Below are 21,315 nucleotides of genomic sequence, written 5' to 3'. Positions count from 1 at the left end.
GCGCCCGCTCGATTTATTCCGCGCCAGGGTTGTATAGGCACGATTCGTAAAGGTTGAGAGAGTACAGATGACTGTCGCGAATTTGTTCGGCGGGGGCTTCATGTATCAGCTTATTCTTACCGTCATCCTCGTAATCGTTGAAGTCCTTCGGTACTCGCCGAAGGTTCGCTGGGCGGTCGCAATCATTTCCATTTTGACCATTGCCGGAAGCTTCTATGTCGTCTTCTATTTGGCAACAAGCCACGTGTTCGTGCAAGGCTATGAATATAAGCCGCACGACCTTCAGCCGGGCATCACTATAGGGGTCGTCTTCGCCCTGTTCATGCTCGTGATGGTCGCTTTCAGCGTGATCGACCGTGATAAGCTCAAGGCAATCGTAGATCGTGACAGCGACGACCAGCTTCTCAGGGCGTGGGCATCCAGCTTCACTCCCTTGCTCGACGCGCAGTCTGGAGGCGCGGGCGGCGATGCCAAGATGGCGCCGCAAACCGAAAGCGCTGCCAAGTCCGACGACGACATTATTCAGGGCATCAAAGCGAACCTCCGTCAGCTGATCGAATACTACATCATGAACAAAAGTCAGGCGCGCAGGAGTTACACTGCCAGCCTGACCGCCATCGTTGCCGGTTTCGGGACGATCATTGGGGGTACGTGGTGGGCGTTCTCCTCGGGCCGAAGCGATGGGACGGCATATATCGTTCCCTTAGCGGGTGTACTGCTTCAATTCATCGGCGGAGGCTATTTCTATCTCTATAACCGAAGCCTGATTCAGCTTAATTTCTTCTTCTCCCGTCTGGCGCAAATGCAGGACACGCTTTTGGCAATCCATCTTGCCGAGTCCTTGCCAGAGGGAAAGGAAAGGGCGAAGGCCGTGGACAGGCTGATATTCATTGTAGCGGAACGCAGCACGACCGCGCCCGCTTACCTTCCGGACCCAGCGGCAAAGAAGCCAGCGGCAAGGCGCACCAGAACGCAACCCGAGCCAGCCGCCGAGTAGCGCGACCGACTACGCGTAATGCTTGCCAGCGTGATGAAGCTGCACGTCGCACCTTTGCATAAGCGCGGCACGCCTTTGACGACGCCGACCACTGCTCTCCCTCGATCGAGCGAGCCGACATTGATGTTCGATCTTGAAATCGTTTTGGCAAAGAGACGTTTCAGTGAAATCGTTAGCGGAAAATCGCCCTTCATTTATCGGCTAAACCTAACAGACATATGAAGTTTTCCCATTTGAAATAACAAAGTAGAAGCCACACTTTTCGAGCCGGCATTGAGTTGGCGCGTCTCGACGAGCGCATCGCCCGCTCCGCGGTCGGACAGGGGTGGATCGAACGGTCGCACTTTGCCGACGCCTGCGCCTCGCTGTGGATCGACGGCGAACTTGTTCACCTCGAAGACCTCGTCCTCCACGACGACACCCGCGATATTCGCACACCCACCCATGAACTGACAATCGCCCGCGACGCGTTGCGCACCCGGCGACGCATTGCCGCGCAACCACCGGTCTGGGCACTGTCGCCCGACGGCATTCGCACGCTCAGGCAAACCTCGGATGTGACATCGGTCAGGGCCGATGATGCTGAGTCGGGCGCCGCCGCCAAGCGGCCTGTCGCTGTCGAGCCGATAGGGGAGGGGGACGATGCTGACGACGCCAAAGATCTGCCTGGCGTCGATTATGCCGCCATTGATGCGCTGCTGGCCCGGTCCGAGGCGGCGATCGAGAACGCACGGTCCGGACGGGCCGGCGCGCAAGAAAAAGATCCCATGATCTACGATCTCGATTGGGACGAGGACGCGCGGCTGGGCGAGTGGCGCAACGTGTTGCGGCAGACCGATGATCTGCCGGCGGTGCTGCAGGCGATTGTCGCCCTCGATGCCTGGAACGAGATTGCGGTGCTGCAGCACGCGCCCTGGCTTGGACGACTGTTGGCCGCCTCGATCCTCCGCCAGGCCGGTGTCACCACGGCCGCACATCTCGCAGCCATCAATCTCGGACTAAAAACCATTCCCGTCGATCGGCGCCGACATCGCGATCGAGAAACCCGGCTGCTCGCCATCGCCCATGGACTGGTCGCGGCCGCCGAGATCGGGCTGAAAGAGCATGATCGGCTGACGCTGGTGAAAACGATGATGGACCGAAAACTGGACGGGCGCCGGACGTCGTCAAAACTGCCGGAGCTGGTCGAGCTGGTGATGGCGAAACCGCTGGTGTCGGCTAAGATGGTCGTAACGACGCTGGGCGTCACGCCGCAGGCGGCGCGGCGGATCGTTGGCGAGCTCGGATTGCGCGAGATGACGGGGCGGGGGAGGTTTCGCGCCTGGAGCGTCCTGTGAATTAGCCGAATACATTCTTCTAGCTTGACCATGTTAATTTTTTCCTCCACAAATGAGGTAGAGAACATTAACATGAGTAGGCGGCATGGAAAATATCAGCCCAAAGACAATCACTGATCCTGAGATTGGCGACCTTTACCTTGCTCGTCTGGAACTTGAGCGTGAGAAATTGATCGCGGCAGGTCATCACGCACTTGCTGCTGCTGCGACTGCCTCACCACTGCATCCCACCAATGCCGCCGGCATGTTCGCGTATATGGACGGAGTGAAGGGCCTTCGAGCCGAAAACCTCGGTGGAAATTGGGAGATCTTTAGCGAGGAAGGTGTGGAAGGCATCCGCAATGACGTCCTCAAGCTTCGAGTTCTCTTTGTAAATGTCAATCAAGCCTGCCGCAAAGCGGATCCTAGAGCGCGGTCTCGAAAAGGCGCTGGCTCCGAGCGCGTGGCTTGTGGCGATATGTTTGAAGCTGCCGGTATCGACCTCCCTATCAGCGTGGTCAAGTTTCATGGAGACCACAAAACATATTACCTGATGGTCGATCAGTTTGGCGCAATGGAACTCAGCTTACCTGTGGTGAAGAATGGCCAATTCCTTCGCTGTATCGATCGCGTATTTTTGATTGAGGGTGGCGATCTGGACGCGGTCGATTTTGGCATCAATGAACCGACCAACGATCCGGATCTGGATATCGTCGTCAGTCGAAAATAAAGCCGAACAATCATGTTCAATGGAAAGAGACTCAGCCTCGCCAGGAAAAGGCAGAAGCTGACAGCGAAGGAACTCGCAGAAAAGGCCGGCGTATCGCCGGTCACAATCACGCGGCTTGAAACCGGTCAGAACCAGGCGGATTCTGGAACACTTGAGAAGCTCGCAGAGGTTCTCGGTTATCCCGTGCAGTTTTTCTTCAAGGAGGACCCCGCACTCCTTTCAGCAGAAATCGTCAGCTTTCGCAGCCTGTCGAGCATGACCGCGAAAGAACGAAACGCTGCCCTTTCGGCCGGCGATAACGGGGTCGAAGTCTATGAGTGGCTTGAAAATCGATACAATCTACCGGCGTTGGATTTGCCGCATTTCGACCCGGAATTGACACCTGAAGCTGCCGCCGATGCTCTCCGCCAGCACTGGGGCCTCAGTTACCAACCCATCGCAAACATGATGAAACTGATGGAGGCCAAAGGCATCCGCGTCCTGGGGCTAGAAGAAACCACCGCAAATGTCGATGCATTCTCGTTCTGGCAAAATGACAAAGCGTATGTGTTTCTGAATTCGTTCAAATCGGCGGAGCGTAGTATTTTTGATGCGGCTCACGAACTGGGCCATTTGGTCCTGCACAGGCATGGCCAAACCTCAGGCGCGGACGAAGATACACGCACGGCCGAGGTGGAGGCAAACCGCTTCGCTTCCGCCTTTCTAATGCCGGAGGAAGACGTCAGGGTCAGAATGCCCCGTCTTATAACGGCTGATCTCATTTTACGGGCGAAGAAAAGGTGGCGCGTCTCGGCAATGGCGCTGGCATACCGACTGGCACATCTTACCAGACCCATGCTCTCCGAATGGCAATACCGTTCCATATGTATCGAGCTTGGGAAACGCGGTTATCGCACGAGCGAGCCTGATGGCATCCCCAGGGAAACGTCTGTGCTATGGGGGAAGGTTTTATCCCAGCTTTGGGCGGAGCGGAAAAGTCTCGTGGACGTTGCCGATGAGCTATCGCTTCCAATGACTGAGGTCGAACGACTTTTATTTTGTATTCTGCCCCAGCACGGTACCGACAATGAGGGTGGTGAAGTCCGACGCTCAAAGCTCAGTATCGTGAAATAGACGTCAAGATTGAGTGGACGCGATGACCAGGGATCACACGAGTCATGGCAAATGGTCCGAAGCTGGGGTGCCCAAAAAGGGATGGTCATGTGTCGGGATCGAGGATTTGGGTGAGCCTTCCCAGCTTTGCGAAATGTGCGAAAGCGTCACCATCCGCTACGTCCATTATATGGAGCACGGCCAGACCACGGAAGCATTGGCCGTTGACTGCGTCTGTGCCGAACATATGGAAGAGGACTATGTCCGTCCGAAAGAACGGGAGAGGGGATTAAGGAGCCTCGCCAAACGCCGTAGGACATGGGCCGAGCGCTCATGGAAACGTTCGGCCAAGGGCAATGATTACATCAACACCGAAGGGTATAATCTGACGGTATTCCCTAAAAATGCAGGCTTTGGCGTGGTGGTGACGAACCGCAAGAACGGTGCGACCCGCAGCGGCAACAAGGAATTCGCATCCGTGGAAGAGGCAAGGGCAGGGGCGTTGAGCGCGCTGGTCTGGGCCAAGACGCATTTGCAGTCAGAGTGAGGAAGCATGACGGAGACCACCGAGGAAGAGCGACCGATCACCGTGCCCAGCATTGGTATTTCAGTCCAAGGCATGGAAGAAAAAGCAGGCGAGAAGCTCGCCTATTGCGTCGGCGATTATGTGCGGGAGTTGAGCCGTTACATCAATCTCGAGCGGCTGGACGGCATCACCATCGCCGTCGATTACAAGGAAGCGCTTCTCGCACTCGATAGAGGATATGAGACGGACCACCGCCTAACGCCCAGCTCCGAGCTGGTCGAAGGCGTTGCGATGGCGCCGAGCGTCATCCGTGACGGTATTCTCAAATCGCATTTGGTACTGAACGCTGCCTATATCTATTCACTGCCGGACGAGAAAGATGAGCACTATGCCCATTCCCTGCATCTGCTCGCTCATGAATGCGCACATGTCGAACTCGCCATGACGACTGACAAGGCGTTCCCCGATACGCTGCTGAAAAAAATCTACGATGATGCCGCAGATGCCTGCGAAGGGCAGGCCGAAAACGCCTGCTGGGATGAGTATGCGGCTTGCCGCATCGCAGCCCCGTTCGGCCGAGATCCTCTGCAGGATTACACCAATGCATTCATCACCCATCTCGAGGAGACGATGAACCGGGCAAACGAATGTATCCGACGCTATCGCACCGATCACGACCATGACCGAATACTCTCCGAGGTCCTGCGGTATTACCAGAACCTGATGACGAGCGGCAGTTATCTGCTCGGCCATATGGACGGTCACGGCTTGACGATAGACGATGTGCCTGCGGTTCGCAGGGCGCTGGGAGGGCATTGGTTCGCGCCGTTTTTCGAAAGGCTGCGCACCGCGCTAAGAGAACTGTGGGCCAGGTACGGGCAATGGGAAGATCGAAGCGAATTCGCACCGATCGGCGAGATCATCATCGATGTGCTGGGCGAGGGTGGCTTCTTCTTCCAATGGGATGAGCACGGCAATTGCGGCTTCCGCATTCCGTTCACGTTCGCCACGATGTAGGAACGGCCATATAAAGACACGGGTGCTCTCCAGTACCAGGCTGACGGTACGGAAAAGGCTGCTGCGGTCCAGTTCGCCTCTCTCGACAAAGGTTTGGCGCTGACGGCTGCCGACTTCCTGATTATCGCATAGTCGCATCGCATTCCGCCGAACCATTTGGCGGTGGGATTATCCTCCGGATAGCTATTTGACTCCACATGTACCGGTGGCAACCAGGAAGAATCGCATGAATGATGATCAGCCCCAGATAAATGAAGCATGGCTGCAATGGATGAGGGATTTCCGCATGGCTCGGCGAAGCTCGCGGACGTGGACAGCTTCGATGCGCCGGAAGGCGAAGAGCCCGAACTGCTGTTCGTGAAATTCGCGCTGTTCGCCCGTGCCCTGACATTGTTCGACACGGCATTGTTGCTCGCTGAGCATGACAAGGTGCTCGATGTGCGCAGTACCTGCCGCAAGGTCGTCGAATGCGCGATCCATATGGATGCAGCGTGCCGCAAGCCTGACTATTTGCAGGCGCTCAAGGATGACGAAGCCACGAGTAAATGGTCGAGAGCCAAGGCGTTAAAGGACATGCAGACGGACCTTGATGCCGGCTCGCATAAGCTGCTGCAGGAATTCCTGAATGACAAGAAGGGCGCGCAGCTCAAGCCGAGTGACCTGAGCAAGGACAGCCAGTTCCCGCGCATGGCGCACATGTATCGTGAGATCTCGGCCGACACGGCACATGTCACCTACAGCTCGCTATTACGGCATCGTTCGTTCCTGCCGGACGGGACCGCATTGTTCAGCCTCGATCCTCTGCTGGAGGAAGACGAGCTGCAGGAGACGCTGAACATACTCGGCCTCTCCGTTTTGCTGTGCGTCTTCAGCCTTGTGCGCATGATACTCACCATGGTGGGCGACGAAGCATTCTATAACCTGCATGCCCGCTATAAGGTGCTTGCCGCCGGCGGGCAGGCGCAGCTGGGTGAAACCGCATGAGGTGAGGGGAGAGAGGGGCTAATATGGATACGAGCGACACGCCGCGACAAGAGGTGCCTGCCTCCACGCTTCCGCAGATTCAGGTGACGGTACAGGGCATCACCAACCAGTACGGCGCCGAATGCCTCGGGCAGCAGATGTTCCACATTCTGCGCGAGGTCGGGGAATATATCGATATCAGCGCGCTCGACGGTGTGACCGTAGCGGTCGATTACGACGAGGCGCTGCGCGACCTCGATCGGGGCGTCGAAGGGCTGGCGCCGTTGAGCCGCACCAATGACGAGGGCCTGGCCGGCGTCGGAAAGAGTGTCGTGGTCATGCGTGGCGACGCCGTGAAGACACATATCGTTTTGTCCGCGGGTCCGGTATGCCCGATTGTGCTCGAGGGGGCCGATCGCGATGAAGAGGATTTCCGCACGGCCATTGCCATCATCGCCCATGAATGCGCACATGTCGAAGAAATCGCCTTTCGCGAGGACCAATTCCCGGCATCCATTTTCGTCCGCCGACCGGGCATTTCATCAGCGATCACGAGCAGCACTTCGCCGAAGCCTGCCGGGGTGAATATGCGGTCTGCCGTTTGTCGGCGGGGTTCGCGGTCAACGAGGAAGCCCGTTTCCGCGACAATTTGGCCGTTCGGTTGAAGGATTGCCGCGGCAGGGCGCACGATGCCATCCGGTCCTATCGCCTGCATGGCAATGTGGTGCGGGTCTTTCAGGAAGTCGGTATTGTCATTCTTGAGCCCTTGCGGATCGCATCCTACCTGTTCGGCCATCTGGACGGGATGAACGAATCCGACAACCTCTGCGAGGTGGCGCCAGAATTGCCGACCGAGGATCAGGCTTTGGTCAGGGCGATCGGCCGGCTGGTGGAGCAGCTGCGCGGCCTATGGGATACGCGTGGTGAGTGGCCGAGCTATGATGCGCTGATCGATGTCGGGGCGGTCGGTTACCGGCTTTTTGAGGAATTCGGCGTGCATGCGCAGCCGCAACCTGACGGGCAGGCCTATATCAATGTCCCTTTCACAGTGGATACGATGCCGGCAGGGTCTGCACAGGCCGATATGTTGCGCGCCCTCATGGGCGGCTACAGAAGCTAGGCCGGTATGATGAGTCATCATGGCTGATTGACATATGATTATATATAAAATTGTTCAGTGATACAGATCTGTATATCAGAGTTGCGCTGCCTTACGGAATTGTCTATATATTATCCTGTATATCTCCCATCATGCGATACAGGATAATGATCGTGGCATATAAAACAGAGCATATAACACAGCAGTTACGCGCTGCCCGGGAAGGACAGAAAGTAAGCCAGCGTGAGCTGAGCGCTCGTTCGGGCCTGACGCAGAGCCATATTTCCCAGATCGAGCGGGGTACAATGGAGCCTGGGCTCGGCAGCTTGGTGGATGTGGCGCGCGCGCTCGACCTCGAGATCGTCCTTGCGCCGAAGAAGCTGATGCCGGCGATCCGCAACATCCTCGAAAGTAGTTCGGCGTCGAATGACGTCCTCACATCTGACCAACGCAAACTGGTCGCGCGTCTCGAGCGATCGTCTGCGCAGTACGGGTATGGGGTCGGGACGAGTGCCGACGCGGACGCGTTCAAGGATAGCCTGGGCCTCCTACGCCATCTGCCACTGACTCCCGACGAGCTGGACATCCTCAGGCGGGCAGCCAACCGCCTTGAAAATTCTCAGACCGACAAGATGTCACGTCAGGAAATGGGTGCGATCGTTCGCGAGATAAGGCAACTGCGCAACGCCGCGGTGCATCGCGACCGGGATGACGCAATCCCGCGCTCGGCCTACGCGCTGGATGAGGAGGACGATGATGCCTAAGGTCACGGTACTCGATGTCAGGCTAAACGGAGAACCGGTCGCGACCCTGACGAACCTGCAGGACGGGCGCACCATCTTCGCATTCAACGAGGACTATATCGAAAACGAAAAGCGGCCGACACTCAGCTTGTCCTTCAAGGACCCGTTCGGCGCCCTGATTACGAAGTTCCGCCCATATAACATGGTGGTCCCACCCTTCTTCTCGAACCTGTTGCCGGAAGGGCCGCTGCGAAAATACCTCGCCGAGCGTGCTGGCGTAAAACAGACGCGGGAATTCTTCCTGCTCTGGATGCTCGGTCGTGATCTGCCCGGTGCAGTGACGGTCCATCCCACCGTGGGTGATGACCTGCCGCCCGATGACGAGCAGGCTTCTGTCGAAGCGCGACCGAATGCATTGCGCTTTTCGTTGGCCGGTGTGCAGCTGAAATTCTCGGCCTTCAAGAACACCACGAAGGGAGGCGGCCTGACTATTCCGGCCGAGGGTACCGGTGGATCATGGATCGTGAAGCTGCCCTCCCAGCAGTATAGCGGCGTGCCGGAGAACGAATTCTCCATGATGACCATCGCCGCGATGATGGGCATGGACGTGCCGGAGATCCAGCTGGTCGAGCTGGATGCGGTGAGCGGCCTGCCACAGGGGGTAGGAGAACTGCACGGGCAGGCGCTCGCCATTAGGCGTTTCGACCGTACGCCGGAGGGTCCGGTGCATATCGAGGATTTTGCGCAGGTGTTTGGCGTGAAGCCGGATGACAAGTACAGCAAGGGCAATTACCGGATGATCGCCCGCGTCCTCGGCATCGAGACGAGCACGGCCGACGTGGCGGAGTTCATCCGCCGGTTGGTCTTCAGCACACTGATCGGCAATGGCGACATGCATCTGAAGAACTGGTCGCTGATCTACCCCGATCGCCGTACCCCTGCGCTCTCGCCGGCTTACGACCTGCTATCGACAATCCCCTATATCGAGGGAGAGGATACGGCCGCGCTTAACTTTTCACGCACGAAAAGAATGGCGGAGCTATCGAAGGACGAGCTTGCACATCTGGCCGCCAAGTCGGCGCTGTCCGAAAAGCTGGTCCTCGACACAGCACGCGAGACGGTCGGACGGTTTATGGATGTGTGGAAAAACGAGAAAAACAACCTGCCGATGGCCGCGAAGGTGCGCGAGACTATCGATGCACATCTGCCCACAATCGAGCTGTATCGGGAATTCAACGAAGCTACCTAGAAAAAGGTCATCATCGGAAGATGATGCCCCACCGCCAAGGATGAAATCATAGATCTATATAGGGTGCATTTTCCGGAGATTTTCGCTACTGGAACAATGTGAATCCTGGAACGACTTCACCATCGGCAAGGTCATGGACCACCGCTACCGTATGCCTTGCGCGGGTTAGGGCAACATAGAGTTTTGCACGGGTTTCGGCTTTCAACGCCGATTGGGCGCTCTTCAGCCAGTCCATCATTTCATTCGTCGGATAGATAATGACGCGGTCAAAACCGAGTCCCTTGGATCGTCCGAATGTAAGCGACGGCAGTTCTACAGATGCGACCTTAACGGCGGAACTCCATCGCAGCTGTACCGGTCGTCCGGTCTTGAGATAGCGTGGCAGATCGTTACGTCGGACGATGTGGAGACCCGCATCACCAGGGACCGGCTGCCTGCAGTCGACGCATTTACATGCAGTCGCAGCCGCCAACTTTGGATAGAGCTTCGACGATAGTTCACAGATAGCGGTGCTATTTCGGTGCGATGTCATGAGGCTGGTCACATCAATATCGCAGGTAACCTTTCGGGGAAGTTCCGCCCGAATGAAGTCGGCAATGCCGCCATCCCTGTACTTCTTAAGGCGAGCCTCCAGATGGGTCACATAGGTGACCTGACGGGGATCACCCACCATGACGACGTTGACGGGGCTTTGGAAGAGCGCCGCCAAAATGTCGAGGTCGTGGCCTGCCAGATCCTGCACCTCATCTACGAAAATAAAGTGATAGATACGGGAAAGCCGCTCGATGACAGCGCCGTCCGATGCCTCGTTGCACCGTATCATCAGCCTCGACAATTTGTCTGAATAGACGCGATTTCGACGGTCGAAGTAGCAGCGTCTGAAATCTTCCTCACCCCAATACATGGGACGGCCTTGCCGGTCGCGCCCGCGCAAACCGGATCTCTGCGAAACTAGAAGCATGCCAGCGACATCCCAATCGAACAGCTTGCCTTGAAAGGGCTTGATGCCGTGCTCGATCAGCAGACTGAACCAGGTCTGGATATGCACGTTGCCCGGAACCGAGCCATTGATTTCGAAAAATTTGCGCCGGATCTCTTTTTCGTTCGATTCCGTGTAGGTGGTGATGAGGACCCGTTTTTGTTCAACGGCAAGCGCCTGCCTGACGAGGTAGGTGGTCTTCCCCGAGCCTGCCGCAGCAATGACGAGCTTATTCGGCCCCATCATTTGGCGATCGCATCCAGAATATATTTCGGATAACTGATTTTCGTCTTCGCCGAGAAAATCGCCAGCGCGCATTCGGTCTTGTTGTTCTTCATATAACGATGAAGGTTATCGAGATCATGCTTGGTACCGAACAGCGTGTTGAAGGTCTCGACGCTATTGGATTTGACCAGTTTCGGCTCAAGGGTGTTATAGTTGAAAGGCTTGCCGCCGAGGACCAGGTCGCCCTTATCCACCACAGGATCATAGCAGATTGTGATATGATCGACGTCCTTGTATTTGGCGTACTTCTTTTCAAGCGCAGCAGTATCCCCGTCGTTGTCGGTTGCGACCACGACGGGGATTTTCAGCGCCGTCGCCAGTTCGAGAAAACGCAGGAACGAAAGCCCGACCGAGATGACATCGATCTCGTCGTCGATCGGCAATTTTCCCCCGTTGGTATCCATGTAGGCCCGTTGGACGACCAGCTCGTCCGCATCGCCCTCTACAAGGATCGACTTCTGCGACAACACGAGACGCAGCGTGTCATAGCCAGGCAGCTTATGGAAGAAGTCGCTCGCGTCCAGATCCTCGATCCGTGTGACCTTCGCTTCCCGTAACAGGATCAGGTGGTCCAGTCCTAGTTTGTTCGCGACGAAGCTGCTATGCGTGGTGATGATGACCTGCTTGCCGCTATTGTCGGTGCTGATATCGCTGATGAGCTGGTTGAGCTTCGAGTGCGAGAGGTGGTTTTCCGGTTCCTCGATCAGCAATACGGTCGCTTCGCTGTTCTTTTTGCTGCTCAGCGCGAGTCGCGTTTTGACGATGCACTGCTCGCCCTTGCCGATATAGTGGAAGGGCACATCCTCGATATAAGTCATGAGGCTGTTTTCCCAGGCATTATGAGACGACATATCGACCGAGATGCTGACCTTTTTTCGGCTGATCTTCGCCGCTTCCGCCAATCTTTCATTAATGGCGCCGACATTGCCGTCGGCCTTGAAGGCGTCTTTCAGCTTGCGGTGGGCTTGGGATATCGCAACACGTTCCTTGTCGTCCAAAAACTCTCTGACGATGCGGGAGATGTACATATCCGAACCGCTCTGCACACGCGTGCTTGTTGAATCGATGAGGGCCGATTTAATGGGAATGGTGCGAGGCATCGCCGGTTGGCGGGAGAATTCCGACCATTGCACCTGATAGAATTCCAAGGGTATCGAGTTGATCTCCCTGTTCTTCAGCAACTCGGTATAGGCACCGTCATATTTCTTGTCGAACTCGATCGAGAAGAGAAGGCCGCGAGCCTTGTCGTTTTTCTCGGAATTCCCGTTTCCGCGCAGGTCTTCCAACGCGTCGCTATCACCGCCGAAAAACAGCTCGATCTGGATCTCCGGCGGATCGAGAGGTTGTTTCGCGGCGATGCTGTCCAGATACGCCCGCTCGACCTTCCGGTTAAAAAGATAGGGAGATAATTCGTTGCGCAGGTATTTCCCGTTCAGCATACCCGTCAGGCATAGATGGATAGCTTCGAGCAGCGTGGATTTTCCGGCTTCGTTGTTGCCGACGATGATGTTGACGCCCCGATTGAAATCGGCTGCGAACCAGCCTTCGAAACACTTGAAGTTCTTTATCTTGACCTTCTCGATGTACATCGACTTCCCTATTTCCAGCGAGGCAAGAATTTCCAAATTGACACAGCTTCGGCGCGAACAATACGTTGCAAATGTAGGGTGACGCGAATCATCGGTGCGACGTCTCGGTGCGATGGTTTTACTATCGACAGGTGCGACGGGGGAGGCCTTGAATGTGGGCAGATAATGAGACTGAAAAAGACTTCCTTAATTTTTCGGGAGTGGCCGACACCGTAGCGGAAATCATCGTCCAGGCGCGGGGGCGCCCAATTTCAATCGGTGTCTCGGGATCATGGGGCATTGGAAAATCCTCCATGATAAAACTGACCCAAGCATCCCTCGCTAACCGAGAGAGGAAAGAAGGCGAGAAGGACTTCGTCTTCGTCGAATTCAATGCTTGGCTTTACCAAGGTTATGACGACGCTCGCGCCGCATTGATGGACGTCATCGCGACGAAGCTAGAGCAGGAAGCAAGAGCGCGCGAAAGAGGAGTAGACAAGGCCAAGGCGCTCATCAAGCGCGTGAACTGGCTGCGTGCAATGAAGCTCGCTGCCGGTTCGGCGATAGCGGTGTCGATGGGACTTCCTCCAACTGGGCTCATCGGCGAAGTGTGGGGGCTGGGGCAGCGGTTTCTAGGTGGTTCCGTCGACCAAAAACTAATCGAAGACGCCAAATCGAAAGCGGGTGAGGTGGCAAGTGCTGCCTCCGGGCTTCTCAATCCGGCAGAGGAAACCTCACCACCTAAGGAAATCCAAGCCCTCAGGGATAATTTCGAGGAGACCCTTGAGGAGCTTGGGGTAACTCTTGTCGTGTTGATCGACGACCTTGACCGTTGCCTCCCCGAGACGACGATCTCGACCCTTGAGGCCATACGGCTGTTCCTGTTTCTGAAAAATACGGCATTCGTCATCGCGGCCGACAACGACATGATCAAACACGCCGTCCGCAAGCATTTCGAAGGCGTTCCCGACGATCTACTTGTAACGAGCTACTTCGACAAATTGATCCAGGTGCCTATCCGCGTTCCTCCCTTGGGAACGCAGGAAGTCCGCGCGTACATGATGTTGCTCTACATCGAAAACAGCGACTTGAAGGACGACGTAAAGGAAAAACTGCGGGTTGGGATAATCGATCAGTTGCGAAAGACGTGGCAGGGCGCGCGCGTCGACAAGGCATATGTAACGGGACTGCACGAGAACATACCGGCAGATCTTATCGGACGTTTTGATACGGCTGAAAGGCTTGCGCCTATCATGACGACTGCCTCGGGCATCGTCGGTAATCCCCGACTGATCAAGCGTTTCCTGAATGCACTTTCTATCCGCATGGCGATCTCCAATGCTCAGGGCGTCGGCGTGGATGAGGCGGTCCTCGCCAAGCTTCTCCTGTTCGAACGTCTCGGTAGCCCGTTGGCTTACGCCGAACTATTGAAGGCCGTTAGCCAAGACGATGACGGCAAACCCAGATTCCTGAAGGATTGGGAAGAAGCGGCCACAGAGGGAAAAGACCTAAACCTTGCCGCGCCCTGGGATGCTCCTTTCTCGAGGGAATGGCTGGCTTTGCCTCCGCCGCTACACGATGCGAAGTTGTTGGGCGCTTTGTATGTGAGCCGCGAGCACGCGCCGCTCATAACGCCCGGTGACCGTTTAACGACCGAAGCGGCCGAAATATTGACCGCAATGCTCACCCACCCTGAAATGGCTGCGGCCCTGGTCGACAAATTGGCACGCGTGTCGCGCGTAGAAACCTCGATCATTATGGATCGTCTCCTGGACCGTGCTCATCAAGAACAAGAATGGGGAGTTCCAGCTATCCTGGAAGCCTGCCTCGCGGTTGCGAAAGCCGATCCTCAGCAAGGACTACGATTGGCGGCATTTCTGAACGATCGTCCACCGGCGCAGATTACTCCGGGGATCGTTCCGAAAATCGGAGACCAACCTTGGGCGGACGGCGTTTTCGAGAAATGGAAGCGCACGGGCGTGCCGCTGGTGGTCAAAAGAGCGATTGAGAAGGCCGAACAATAATGGGGACATCTCAATCAAGTAACGGACCCAAGGGAGGCGTCCACATGGTGCCCGCGTGGACCCCCGCGCCACCGGCGGAAGATCCGCCTTCCGGTGATCAACCACCGGACGCGCCGCCAGACCCCGCTCCAGATCTAAATCCGCCGGAGCAGGAGCCGGTAGATGCCGCTCCCAACAAACCCGTTGCGCCTAACGTGCCGCCACCAGCGGCCCCTCTCGCGCCCGGTCACCGGTTCGCTGGTACCCGCCGAAGCCTTGGCGAATTTGCGAAGGCCGGAAACTTAAGTGATATGCGCCGCAGCTTGGGAAACTACGTGCGTAACGGCTACGGCGGATCGAGGACGACCACCAGCAGATTTGGTGGGACCGCTTCCACAGCCAGTGCACTCGGCGGCATCCTCGAAACTATGGGGCAACAGCCCGCAGGCAGTGCACTGGATCCGGCGCTTCTTGCGGGCCGCACCGCGAACGAGGTGATGGATGCTGTCGTCGAAGCGGTTCGGCCGGTCGACGGCACTCAGGACGCCGAGGCTGAACGAACCGCCATCAAGGACTCGCTTTCGGATCTCTTGGTGAAGTACCCTGATGCCGATTTGGCTGCCCTGACACCGGAACAGCGTGAATTCGCCATCGAGCGTTTCACCGCAATGGATGTTGCTCGTCGGTTCGAACTCGATGTCGGAAAAACAATCATCGAGAAAGCGCCCACCGCCACAGTGGCTCTCAGTCGCCTGAAACAGGTGCGTGACTACATCAAGCAGACCGTAGCTGCTTCCTTTCGCAAACTCAGAGCGGCGGGCAAGAGCGTAAACTCGAACCGTATCGCCGCGGTGGTTAGAGATGCACTACGGGATACCTTTCAGGTTTTCGAGGGATACGCAGAATGAGGCTCGTTTGTGGACCTGGATCGTTCGAGCTTCCATTGGAAGAAGGCGATCTGCGTGTTGTCCTGTATGGTCAGCCACGCATCCCCTCGGAGGCAAGTGCGGGTGAAGCCGTCAAGGCAGAGCTTCGGCGAAAGGGGCTGAACCCCCATCGACGGGCATGGGATCTGCTTTCGATCGCACTTTCAATCATCACCGCCGACTTTTCGGTACTGCGGGATGACAGCGCCGATGGCTGGACTAGAGAGATTGAACTCGATGTCGCCGTTTCCGACCGAGCTTTCTGGAATACGATGGCCAACGAATTTCGGCAGGCGCTCGCGTTCCTGACAACGGACCGCTGGAAGCTTCGGTTTCATGACGGCGGCGTTTTACCCGCTCCGCCGAAGAAGATTTCGGTGCTGAAAGAAGACTGCGTCGTGTTGTTGTCCGGCGGATTGGACAGTCTCGTTGGCGCAATCGATCTGACTCGTGATGGATTGAAGCCGGTGGCAGTCAGCCAGAACGTTCGAGGGGACGGTCTGAAGCAACGGGATTTCGCACAGGAAATTGGTCTGACGAAGCACCTGCAGCTCAATCACGTTGCGACTTCCCCCACCGTGCAGGAAACGTCACAGCGAGCGCGCTCTCTGATCTTTTTGACCTTTGGCGTGGTCGTAGCTACATCGCTGGAGAAATACGCAAAAGGCAACACCGCCCCGCTCTACGTTTGCGAAAATGGGTTCATTGCGATCAATCCGCCGCTCACCGGTTCCCGGCTTGGAAGCCTGAGCACGCGCACGGCGCACCCTGTCTTCCTAACGCGATTCCAGAAGATCCTCGATGCCGCAAGCCTCAACGTGAAGATCGAAAATCCCTACGCCCAAAAAACGAAGGGCGAGATGCTTATCGAATGCAAGGACCAGATTTTCCTTCAGACCGAGGCCGCGCATTCGACCAGCTGTGGGCGCTTTCAGCGGTTCAATTACCGGCACTGCGGTCGCTGCGTTCCCTGTCAAGTGAGACGGGCAGCATTCGTCGCATGGGACGCGAAGCGCGATACGACGGATTACGTCTACGAGCCCTTGGGAAAGGATGATGAAGACCACGCGTCGTTCGATGATGTTCGTTCCGTTGCCATAGCGTTGGCTTCGGTGAAAGCTGACGGCCTCGATCGGTGGCTTGGCCACACCTTGTCGCCTCCGGATATTGGTGATCGTAACGGTGTCCGCGGCATGCTAGATCGAGGGTTAAACGAACTCGGTGAGCTGCATCGACTATATGGTGTTAAGTGATTGACTTCCATTGCCATCTTGATCTGTACCCGGATCCTGTTGCGGTCACGCAGTCCTGCGTGAGCCGGAATATCTATGTTCTCTCTGTCACTAACACGCCCTCGGCTTGGGAAGGTACGCTTGCTCTTTCACATAAGGCAAAGCGGATCAGAACGGCGCTCGGGCTGCACCCACAGATTGCACATGAACGCCATGGCGAACTTCCCTTATTTGAAAAACTCCTGCCATCAGCCACATACGTAGGGGAGATCGGGTTAGACGGCTCACCCGAGTTGCGACCCCACTGGGAAACCCAAAAGCGGGTGTTTCATCGCATTTTAGATCTATGCGACCAGGCGGGCGGTCGTGTAATGACTATTCATAGTCGGCGGGCGGCCACGCAAGTAATGGACGCACTCGAAGCGCACAAAGGCGCAGGAACACCAATCCTTCATTGGTTTTCGGGGACAAAGCGAGAGCTGGATCGCGCCGTCTCCATGGGCTGTTGGTTCAGCGTGGGACCAGGGATGATCCATGGTCAGAAGGGCCGGGATATCGTCAAAATGATCCCCCGTGATCGCCTGTTAACCGAATCTGACGGACCATTCACACAAATCGAGGGCAGGTCTGTTCTACCATGGGAGCTCGACCGCGTATTGAACGCGATCGCAGAACTGTGGTCGGAAGATGCGCTTTCGGTCGAAGGGCGGGTGGCGGAGAACTTACGACAATTGGGCTATGGTCGAGCCGAAAGCTAACCGCGCATAAGGGGCGCGATCGCTTGTCGAGAGCATCCTCCTAAAATATGCGTTGCGTCAAAACCATGGGCCATTCGATTTATCGCGAAATGAATGTGTTTTCAGTACCTTGCAAAATTTCGTTCCGGTCGGTAGTTCGAATTGGTTCAAGGCGTGCGAGGTTGGCGATATGGCGATCCTTGCGGCACCGTCGAGGACATCTCGAGATCTGTTGAGCGGACTGTCTTCGATCCTTCGCAAAGGCTGTTGAAAAGATCAGGTCTCGGCACGGTTAAGAGCGAGATGCGAAGGGTCAGGCAGGTGCGCCAGCCGGCTGATTGCGACGAACGCAAATACGGCAATCGCGCCGACAGTGGCGGCAACCGTTAGTGACCAGAACACCCCGACGTTCGTCATCAGGAATGCCAGGATAAAGGGCGCCGTCGACGAGACCACCAGACGGATGGCCAATACCTGTCCCTGTCGTTGGCCGTAACCCTCACTGCCGAAGAGCGCCAACGGCAAGGTTCCCTGCACGATGCTGCTCAAGCCCGAGCCGAGGCCAAAGACCACGGCGAACACCAGTGCGCCTGGCACGGAGGGGGCGGTGACAATCAGGATGACCAGCGCGGCCGGCAACAGCACGGCGGAGATCAGCGCCAGCACCAGCTGCGGTAGGCCGCCTCCGAAGACCATGTTGATGAACCGGCTCAGCACCTGCGACGGGCCGAACAGCGTGCCTACCATGAGCGCCATCGCTCCGAGCCCAAGTCCCGACAGAACCGGGACCATGTGGACGAGGAGCGCGGCATTGACAAAGCTCTCCAGCGCAAAGCCTGTTACCATTAGCATGAAGGCTGGCGAGCGGATCGACGGAGAGAGACTTGGCTCGACATGCTTTGCAGGCTCGGCCGATGCACGCTTGCGGCTTCTGGTGACGCTGGACGACAGCCACGCATGGATCGGCAGGCAGACAGCGACATTGAGCGCAGCGAAGACCAGATAGACATTCTGCCACGACATATGCGCGTTGAGCGCCGTCGTGATCGGCCAGAAGATCGTCGAGGCGAAGCCGGCGATCAGCGTCAGGTAGGTAATGCTGCGCTGGGCGACCTTTGGTCTGATCTGAACGAGAAGCGCGAAGGCCGCACCGTACTGCACGAGATTGGAAGCCGTCTCAAGCGCGATCAGGGCGGCGACGAAGGCAATCTTGCCAGAGGCAAACGCACAAGCCACAAGGGCGGCGGCGGCAATCGCCGAGCCGGCTGTCATGACGCGACCGGCACCAAAGCGGTCGATCCACTTGCCCATGGCTGGGGCCGCCAAGCCGCCGATCAGGAGACCGGCCGACAACGCGCCAAAAATCCATTTCGACGACCATTTCAGATCCCGCGCTATGCCCGGTGCGAGGATGCTGAAGCTGTAATAGAGCGATCCGTACCCGATGATCTGCGTGAGACCGAGGGCAAGGATAGCCGCGACGGGCGGTCGTTCGGTGCTGATCATCGTCATATGGATTTGAGGCTCACGCGCTGTTCGAGTTTTTCGGCCTCCTCTTTCCGCTCGCTGTAGCGGTCTGTCAGGTAGCCGGACGCATCACGCGTCAGCCAGGTGAACTTTGCCAGCTCCTCGCAGACATCGACGACACGGTCATAATAGGAGGATGGCTTCATCCGGCCCTTGGCATCGAATTCCTGGAAAGCCTTTCGAGTGCTGCGGCAACCTCCCGCTCGCCCCAACCGGCGTCGACCGCCTTGCTGACAAGGCGAAGGACAGATGCAGCGCGTACTGGCACCAAAGGTGCCGGTCCGGATCTGAACTCTCACAGCGAGGAGGTTGAATATAGTCATCTCTGAAATGTCGCGATTATCTTTCTCCGCGTCAAGTGATGGCCGCCTTGCCACCAAGGATATGCGCACAGTTGAACTTGGATATCCGCCACACCGGTAGTGCTTTCCTACAACCCCTGATCAACCTAATTATGCGCGATTTGCAAGTCATTTACCGTCGCTGCAAGACCATTGGTATGGATGGAGGGGGCTGCGTATGCCAGCCTCGGGCTCAGGTCTAAGTGATTTGCCAGCAGGTTCCTCTTTAACCGATTGGCTATCTTCCGAGACCTCATCGCGAGCAGGGGCCATGGCCCCACCCACGCCTCAGAGCATCTATTTCCGCAACAATGCTTGGTTGGCTTTGTCCAGGCAGACGGCGGCGAATGCCAACAGGATCGTGCAAATCGATGAATAGATGGTGCTACGGAACACGTCGGCCATGCCCACATCGATCCTCAGAAATTCAAGTGTGGCGCCGATCATAAAGAAGATTGCGCCAAGGCCGAGCACCAAGACTGCGGCATTCAAGGTCAGGCGTACCAGTCTCATCCGTTCATGTCCTCTCCCTTTAGGCGTCACGACACCGAAGTGGTGATTCTGTCCGGCTTTTGAGAACGAGTGAAGAACCGCTTTTCACTGGTTATGGATGTGGGAGCGGAAAGCAGTGCCGATCCGATAGCGCGGCAAGGATCTTGTCTTTCTCTGCGATGAAGATGCGCCCCTCATAAACCCCTGTTTGATGAGGCGAGCTGTCTCCCTCCGCTAGTACCAGCAAGGGCAAGGACTGGTTTTGCTCTCCAACAAGGGCGATGACGCTTTGTCTGGGTCTCGGCCATTCTATGCGCTCGACATTAAGCTTCATCGCCAAATCCGGGAACGAGGCCAGCACCCCCTCCAGAAGGGCGCAGTGCCAGCAATAAAACTGCTGACCTGGATAGGCAGAATCGTCAAAGCCCGGGCGCAGCAAGAACAGTCGGTCGCGGTTCGCCATTTCATTTCCTTTCCGATTTCAGTGCATTGTAGAGCGCGGGCTTGCCAATCTTCAAGTGCGCGGCAGCCTCTTGCACGGCCCGCAAAACGTCCGTTTGTCGGACAGGCTTTTTCCAGTTCGCCACACCTCCGCAACGAAATTGAAAGATTAGGCAAAGGTGCGGTATGGGTCAATTTAGGCCGAATAGGCTGTCCGAAATATCTCCTCTGTTCGAAAGCCTGCCAAGATAATTTATGACCAGGTCATTTTGCCCCGTACGGACAGTTATTGGACTGCGTGTCAGTTTCTGCAGTCGCTGCCAGTGATCAAGTCCCTGATCGGAAACATATCTTCGCCGTAGTGGTGAAGCCGGGTGTGATGCCGTCGGCATAACCACCGCACCCTTAAAGGCTCATCGTATTGATCATGATGGGCATCGACCGCTTCGATCCCGCAAACCTCGCATATTTGCTTTTCTAGCTCGCCTGCCTTCACCGCTCGCTGCACAGCAAGGTGAGCATCGTATTTGCCTGGATTGGCACGGCGCCAATTCGCTTGGCGGGTATCGGTTTTCAGCATCACAGCATCCTGCTTGTCTATCCCTGCATCACCTATGAAACGAGGTGCCGTGAATAGGCATAGCACGGCGTAAATCGTTCTTCATTTGTTTTCCCATCGGTGCCACGTGATTTCACAGGCACGTCCTTCGGACCAGGCTCTATTCCGCCGCAGCCTTGCTGCAGCTCCACGGAACCCCTGACGGGTTGGTGTTCCCACAGGTGGCGGTCCGTAATGTATTTAGGCGTGCTGGCTATGATGGACCGAGGTAGAAAGCGCGTGTTGTCGACTATGTAGCTGACGCTTCCGCTGACGCCCTCGAGTGCGGATGCTATGGCCCGATCGCACATCCTGTGAATAGTACTGCCCCATGCACCTGAAACCGCCTCCTGGGACCAGGCTTGCTCCAGCCCTTGCTTCAACACGATTGATCCGACGTCAAGGGAAGCGGTTTCGAGGCACGGCTCTGAACTCGGGTTAACGTTTCTTCCCT

Annotated in this window: 20 protein-coding genes and 2 pseudogenes; 15 read left to right on the top strand and 7 right to left on the bottom strand. The window is 56.7% G+C overall.

Annotated features, from left to right (window positions below):
• Positions 1-67 precede the first annotated feature (67 nt).
• The 11 genes and pseudogenes from QD409_RS25105 to QD409_RS25055 all read left to right on the top strand — a co-directional run bounded on the left by QD409_RS25105 (position 68) and on the right by QD409_RS25055 (position 9,732).
• Positions 68-997 carry a TRADD-N-associated membrane domain-containing protein gene (locus QD409_RS25105; protein ID WP_004119876.1) on the top strand — a complete coding sequence of 310 codons (930 nt, stop codon included), beginning with the start codon at positions 68-70 and terminating at the stop codon, positions 995-997.
• A 260-nt stretch (positions 998-1,257) separates the two neighbouring features.
• Positions 1,258-2,334: pseudogene (locus QD409_RS25100) on the top strand (RHE_PE00001 family protein); the annotation flags it as partial.
• Between the two features lie 85 nt (positions 2,335-2,419).
• Complete coding sequence (locus QD409_RS25095; RefSeq protein WP_004119881.1) at positions 2,420-3,043, top strand: hypothetical protein; 624 nt, start codon at positions 2,420-2,422, stop codon at positions 3,041-3,043.
• Positions 3,044-3,055: 12 nt separating this feature from the next.
• Complete coding sequence (locus QD409_RS25090) at positions 3,056-4,156, top strand: helix-turn-helix domain-containing protein (protein WP_004119883.1); 1,101 nt, start codon at positions 3,056-3,058, stop codon at positions 4,154-4,156.
• 22 nt (positions 4,157-4,178) lie between these two features.
• The gene (locus tag QD409_RS25085; RefSeq protein ID WP_004119886.1) at positions 4,179-4,682 is read left to right on the top strand and encodes a hypothetical protein; all 504 of its coding nucleotides are present in this window, start codon (positions 4,179-4,181) and stop codon (positions 4,680-4,682) included.
• A 6-nt stretch (positions 4,683-4,688) separates the two neighbouring features.
• Entirely contained in the window at positions 4,689-5,678 is a 990-nt protein-coding gene (locus tag QD409_RS25080) for a hypothetical protein (RefSeq protein ID WP_004119888.1), read from the top strand.
• 258 nt (positions 5,679-5,936) lie between these two features.
• The gene (locus QD409_RS25075) at positions 5,937-6,662 is read left to right on the top strand and encodes a DUF5677 domain-containing protein (RefSeq protein ID WP_240535450.1); all 726 of its coding nucleotides are present in this window, start codon (positions 5,937-5,939) and stop codon (positions 6,660-6,662) included.
• A gap of 23 nt (positions 6,663-6,685) precedes the next feature.
• On the top strand, positions 6,686-7,306 hold the full coding sequence (locus tag QD409_RS25070) for a hypothetical protein (RefSeq protein WP_004119892.1): 621 nt from the start codon (positions 6,686-6,688) through the stop codon (positions 7,304-7,306).
• Positions 7,303-7,761 carry a hypothetical protein gene (locus tag QD409_RS25065; protein WP_240535451.1) on the top strand — a complete coding sequence of 153 codons (459 nt, stop codon included), beginning with the start codon at positions 7,303-7,305 and terminating at the stop codon, positions 7,759-7,761. Before QD409_RS25070 ends, QD409_RS25065 begins: the two co-directional genes overlap by 4 nt.
• A gap of 152 nt (positions 7,762-7,913) precedes the next feature.
• Positions 7,914-8,504, top strand: a complete 591-nt coding sequence (locus tag QD409_RS25060; protein ID WP_015341966.1) for a helix-turn-helix domain-containing protein — start codon at positions 7,914-7,916, stop codon at positions 8,502-8,504.
• Positions 8,497-9,732, top strand: coding sequence for a type II toxin-antitoxin system HipA family toxin (locus QD409_RS25055; RefSeq protein WP_004119898.1), 1,236 nt, complete (start codon positions 8,497-8,499; stop codon positions 9,730-9,732). The genes QD409_RS25060 and QD409_RS25055 overlap by 8 nt, the downstream gene beginning before the upstream one ends.
• 85 nt (positions 9,733-9,817) lie before the next feature.
• Here the strand turns inward: QD409_RS25055 and QD409_RS25050 are convergent, their stop codons facing one another.
• Entirely contained in the window at positions 9,818-11,029 is a 1,212-nt protein-coding gene (locus tag QD409_RS25050; protein ID WP_245305019.1) for a UvrD-helicase domain-containing protein, read from the bottom strand.
• On the bottom strand, positions 10,954-12,585 hold the full coding sequence (locus tag QD409_RS25045; RefSeq protein ID WP_004119902.1) for an ATP-dependent nuclease: 1,632 nt from the start codon (positions 12,583-12,585) through the stop codon (positions 10,954-10,956). Before QD409_RS25045 ends, QD409_RS25050 begins: the two co-directional genes overlap by 76 nt.
• Before the next feature lie 152 nt (positions 12,586-12,737).
• Between QD409_RS25045 and QD409_RS25040 the strand changes: the two genes are divergently transcribed.
• The 4 genes from QD409_RS25040 (at position 12,738) to qatD (ending at position 17,483) form a co-directional block, all read left to right on the top strand.
• Positions 12,738-14,588, top strand: a complete 1,851-nt coding sequence (locus QD409_RS25040; RefSeq protein ID WP_004119903.1) for a KAP family P-loop NTPase fold protein — start codon at positions 12,738-12,740, stop codon at positions 14,586-14,588.
• 290 nt (positions 14,589-14,878) lie between these two features.
• The gene (qatB, locus tag QD409_RS25035; protein WP_240535452.1) at positions 14,879-15,475 is read left to right on the top strand and encodes a Qat anti-phage system associated protein QatB; all 597 of its coding nucleotides are present in this window, start codon (positions 14,879-14,881) and stop codon (positions 15,473-15,475) included.
• Positions 15,476-15,510: 35 nt separating this feature from the next.
• Entirely contained in the window at positions 15,511-16,746 is a 1,236-nt protein-coding gene (gene qatC, locus QD409_RS25030) for a Qat anti-phage system QueC-like protein QatC (protein ID WP_240535453.1), read from the top strand.
• Complete coding sequence (gene qatD / locus QD409_RS25025; RefSeq protein WP_004119906.1) at positions 16,743-17,483, top strand: Qat anti-phage system TatD family nuclease QatD; 741 nt, start codon at positions 16,743-16,745, stop codon at positions 17,481-17,483. The genes qatC and qatD overlap by 4 nt, the downstream gene beginning before the upstream one ends.
• Positions 17,484-17,738: 255 nt before the next feature.
• On the opposite strand, the gene arsK is transcribed toward qatD, so the two are convergent.
• The 5 genes and pseudogenes from arsK to QD409_RS25000 all read right to left on the bottom strand — a co-directional run bounded on the left by arsK (position 17,739) and on the right by QD409_RS25000 (position 20,843).
• Positions 17,739-18,974: an arsenite efflux MFS transporter ArsK gene (arsK, locus tag QD409_RS25020; protein WP_004119907.1), complete on the bottom strand. Its 1,236-nt coding sequence runs from the start codon at positions 18,972-18,974 to the stop codon at positions 17,739-17,741.
• A pseudogene (locus tag QD409_RS25015) lies at positions 18,971-19,177 on the bottom strand (arsenical resistance protein ArsH); the annotation flags it as partial. The pseudogene QD409_RS25015 and the gene arsK, both read right to left, overlap by 4 nt.
• Before the next feature lie 450 nt (positions 19,178-19,627).
• On the bottom strand, positions 19,628-19,843 hold the full coding sequence (locus QD409_RS25010; RefSeq protein ID WP_004119909.1) for a hypothetical protein: 216 nt from the start codon (positions 19,841-19,843) through the stop codon (positions 19,628-19,630).
• A gap of 91 nt (positions 19,844-19,934) precedes the next feature.
• On the bottom strand, positions 19,935-20,285 hold the full coding sequence (locus QD409_RS25005) for a DUF3088 domain-containing protein (protein WP_004119910.1): 351 nt from the start codon (positions 20,283-20,285) through the stop codon (positions 19,935-19,937).
• 279 nt (positions 20,286-20,564) lie between these two features.
• Entirely contained in the window at positions 20,565-20,843 is a 279-nt protein-coding gene (locus QD409_RS25000; RefSeq protein WP_004119911.1) for a hypothetical protein, read from the bottom strand.
• Positions 20,844-21,315 lie beyond the last annotated feature (472 nt).

It is taken from the genome of Rhizobium sp. BR 315, from assembly GCF_050577975.1.
Classification (GTDB): domain Bacteria; phylum Pseudomonadota; class Alphaproteobacteria; order Rhizobiales; family Rhizobiaceae; genus Rhizobium; species Rhizobium miluonense.
This window is presented reverse-complemented; position numbering and strand designations above follow the sequence as displayed.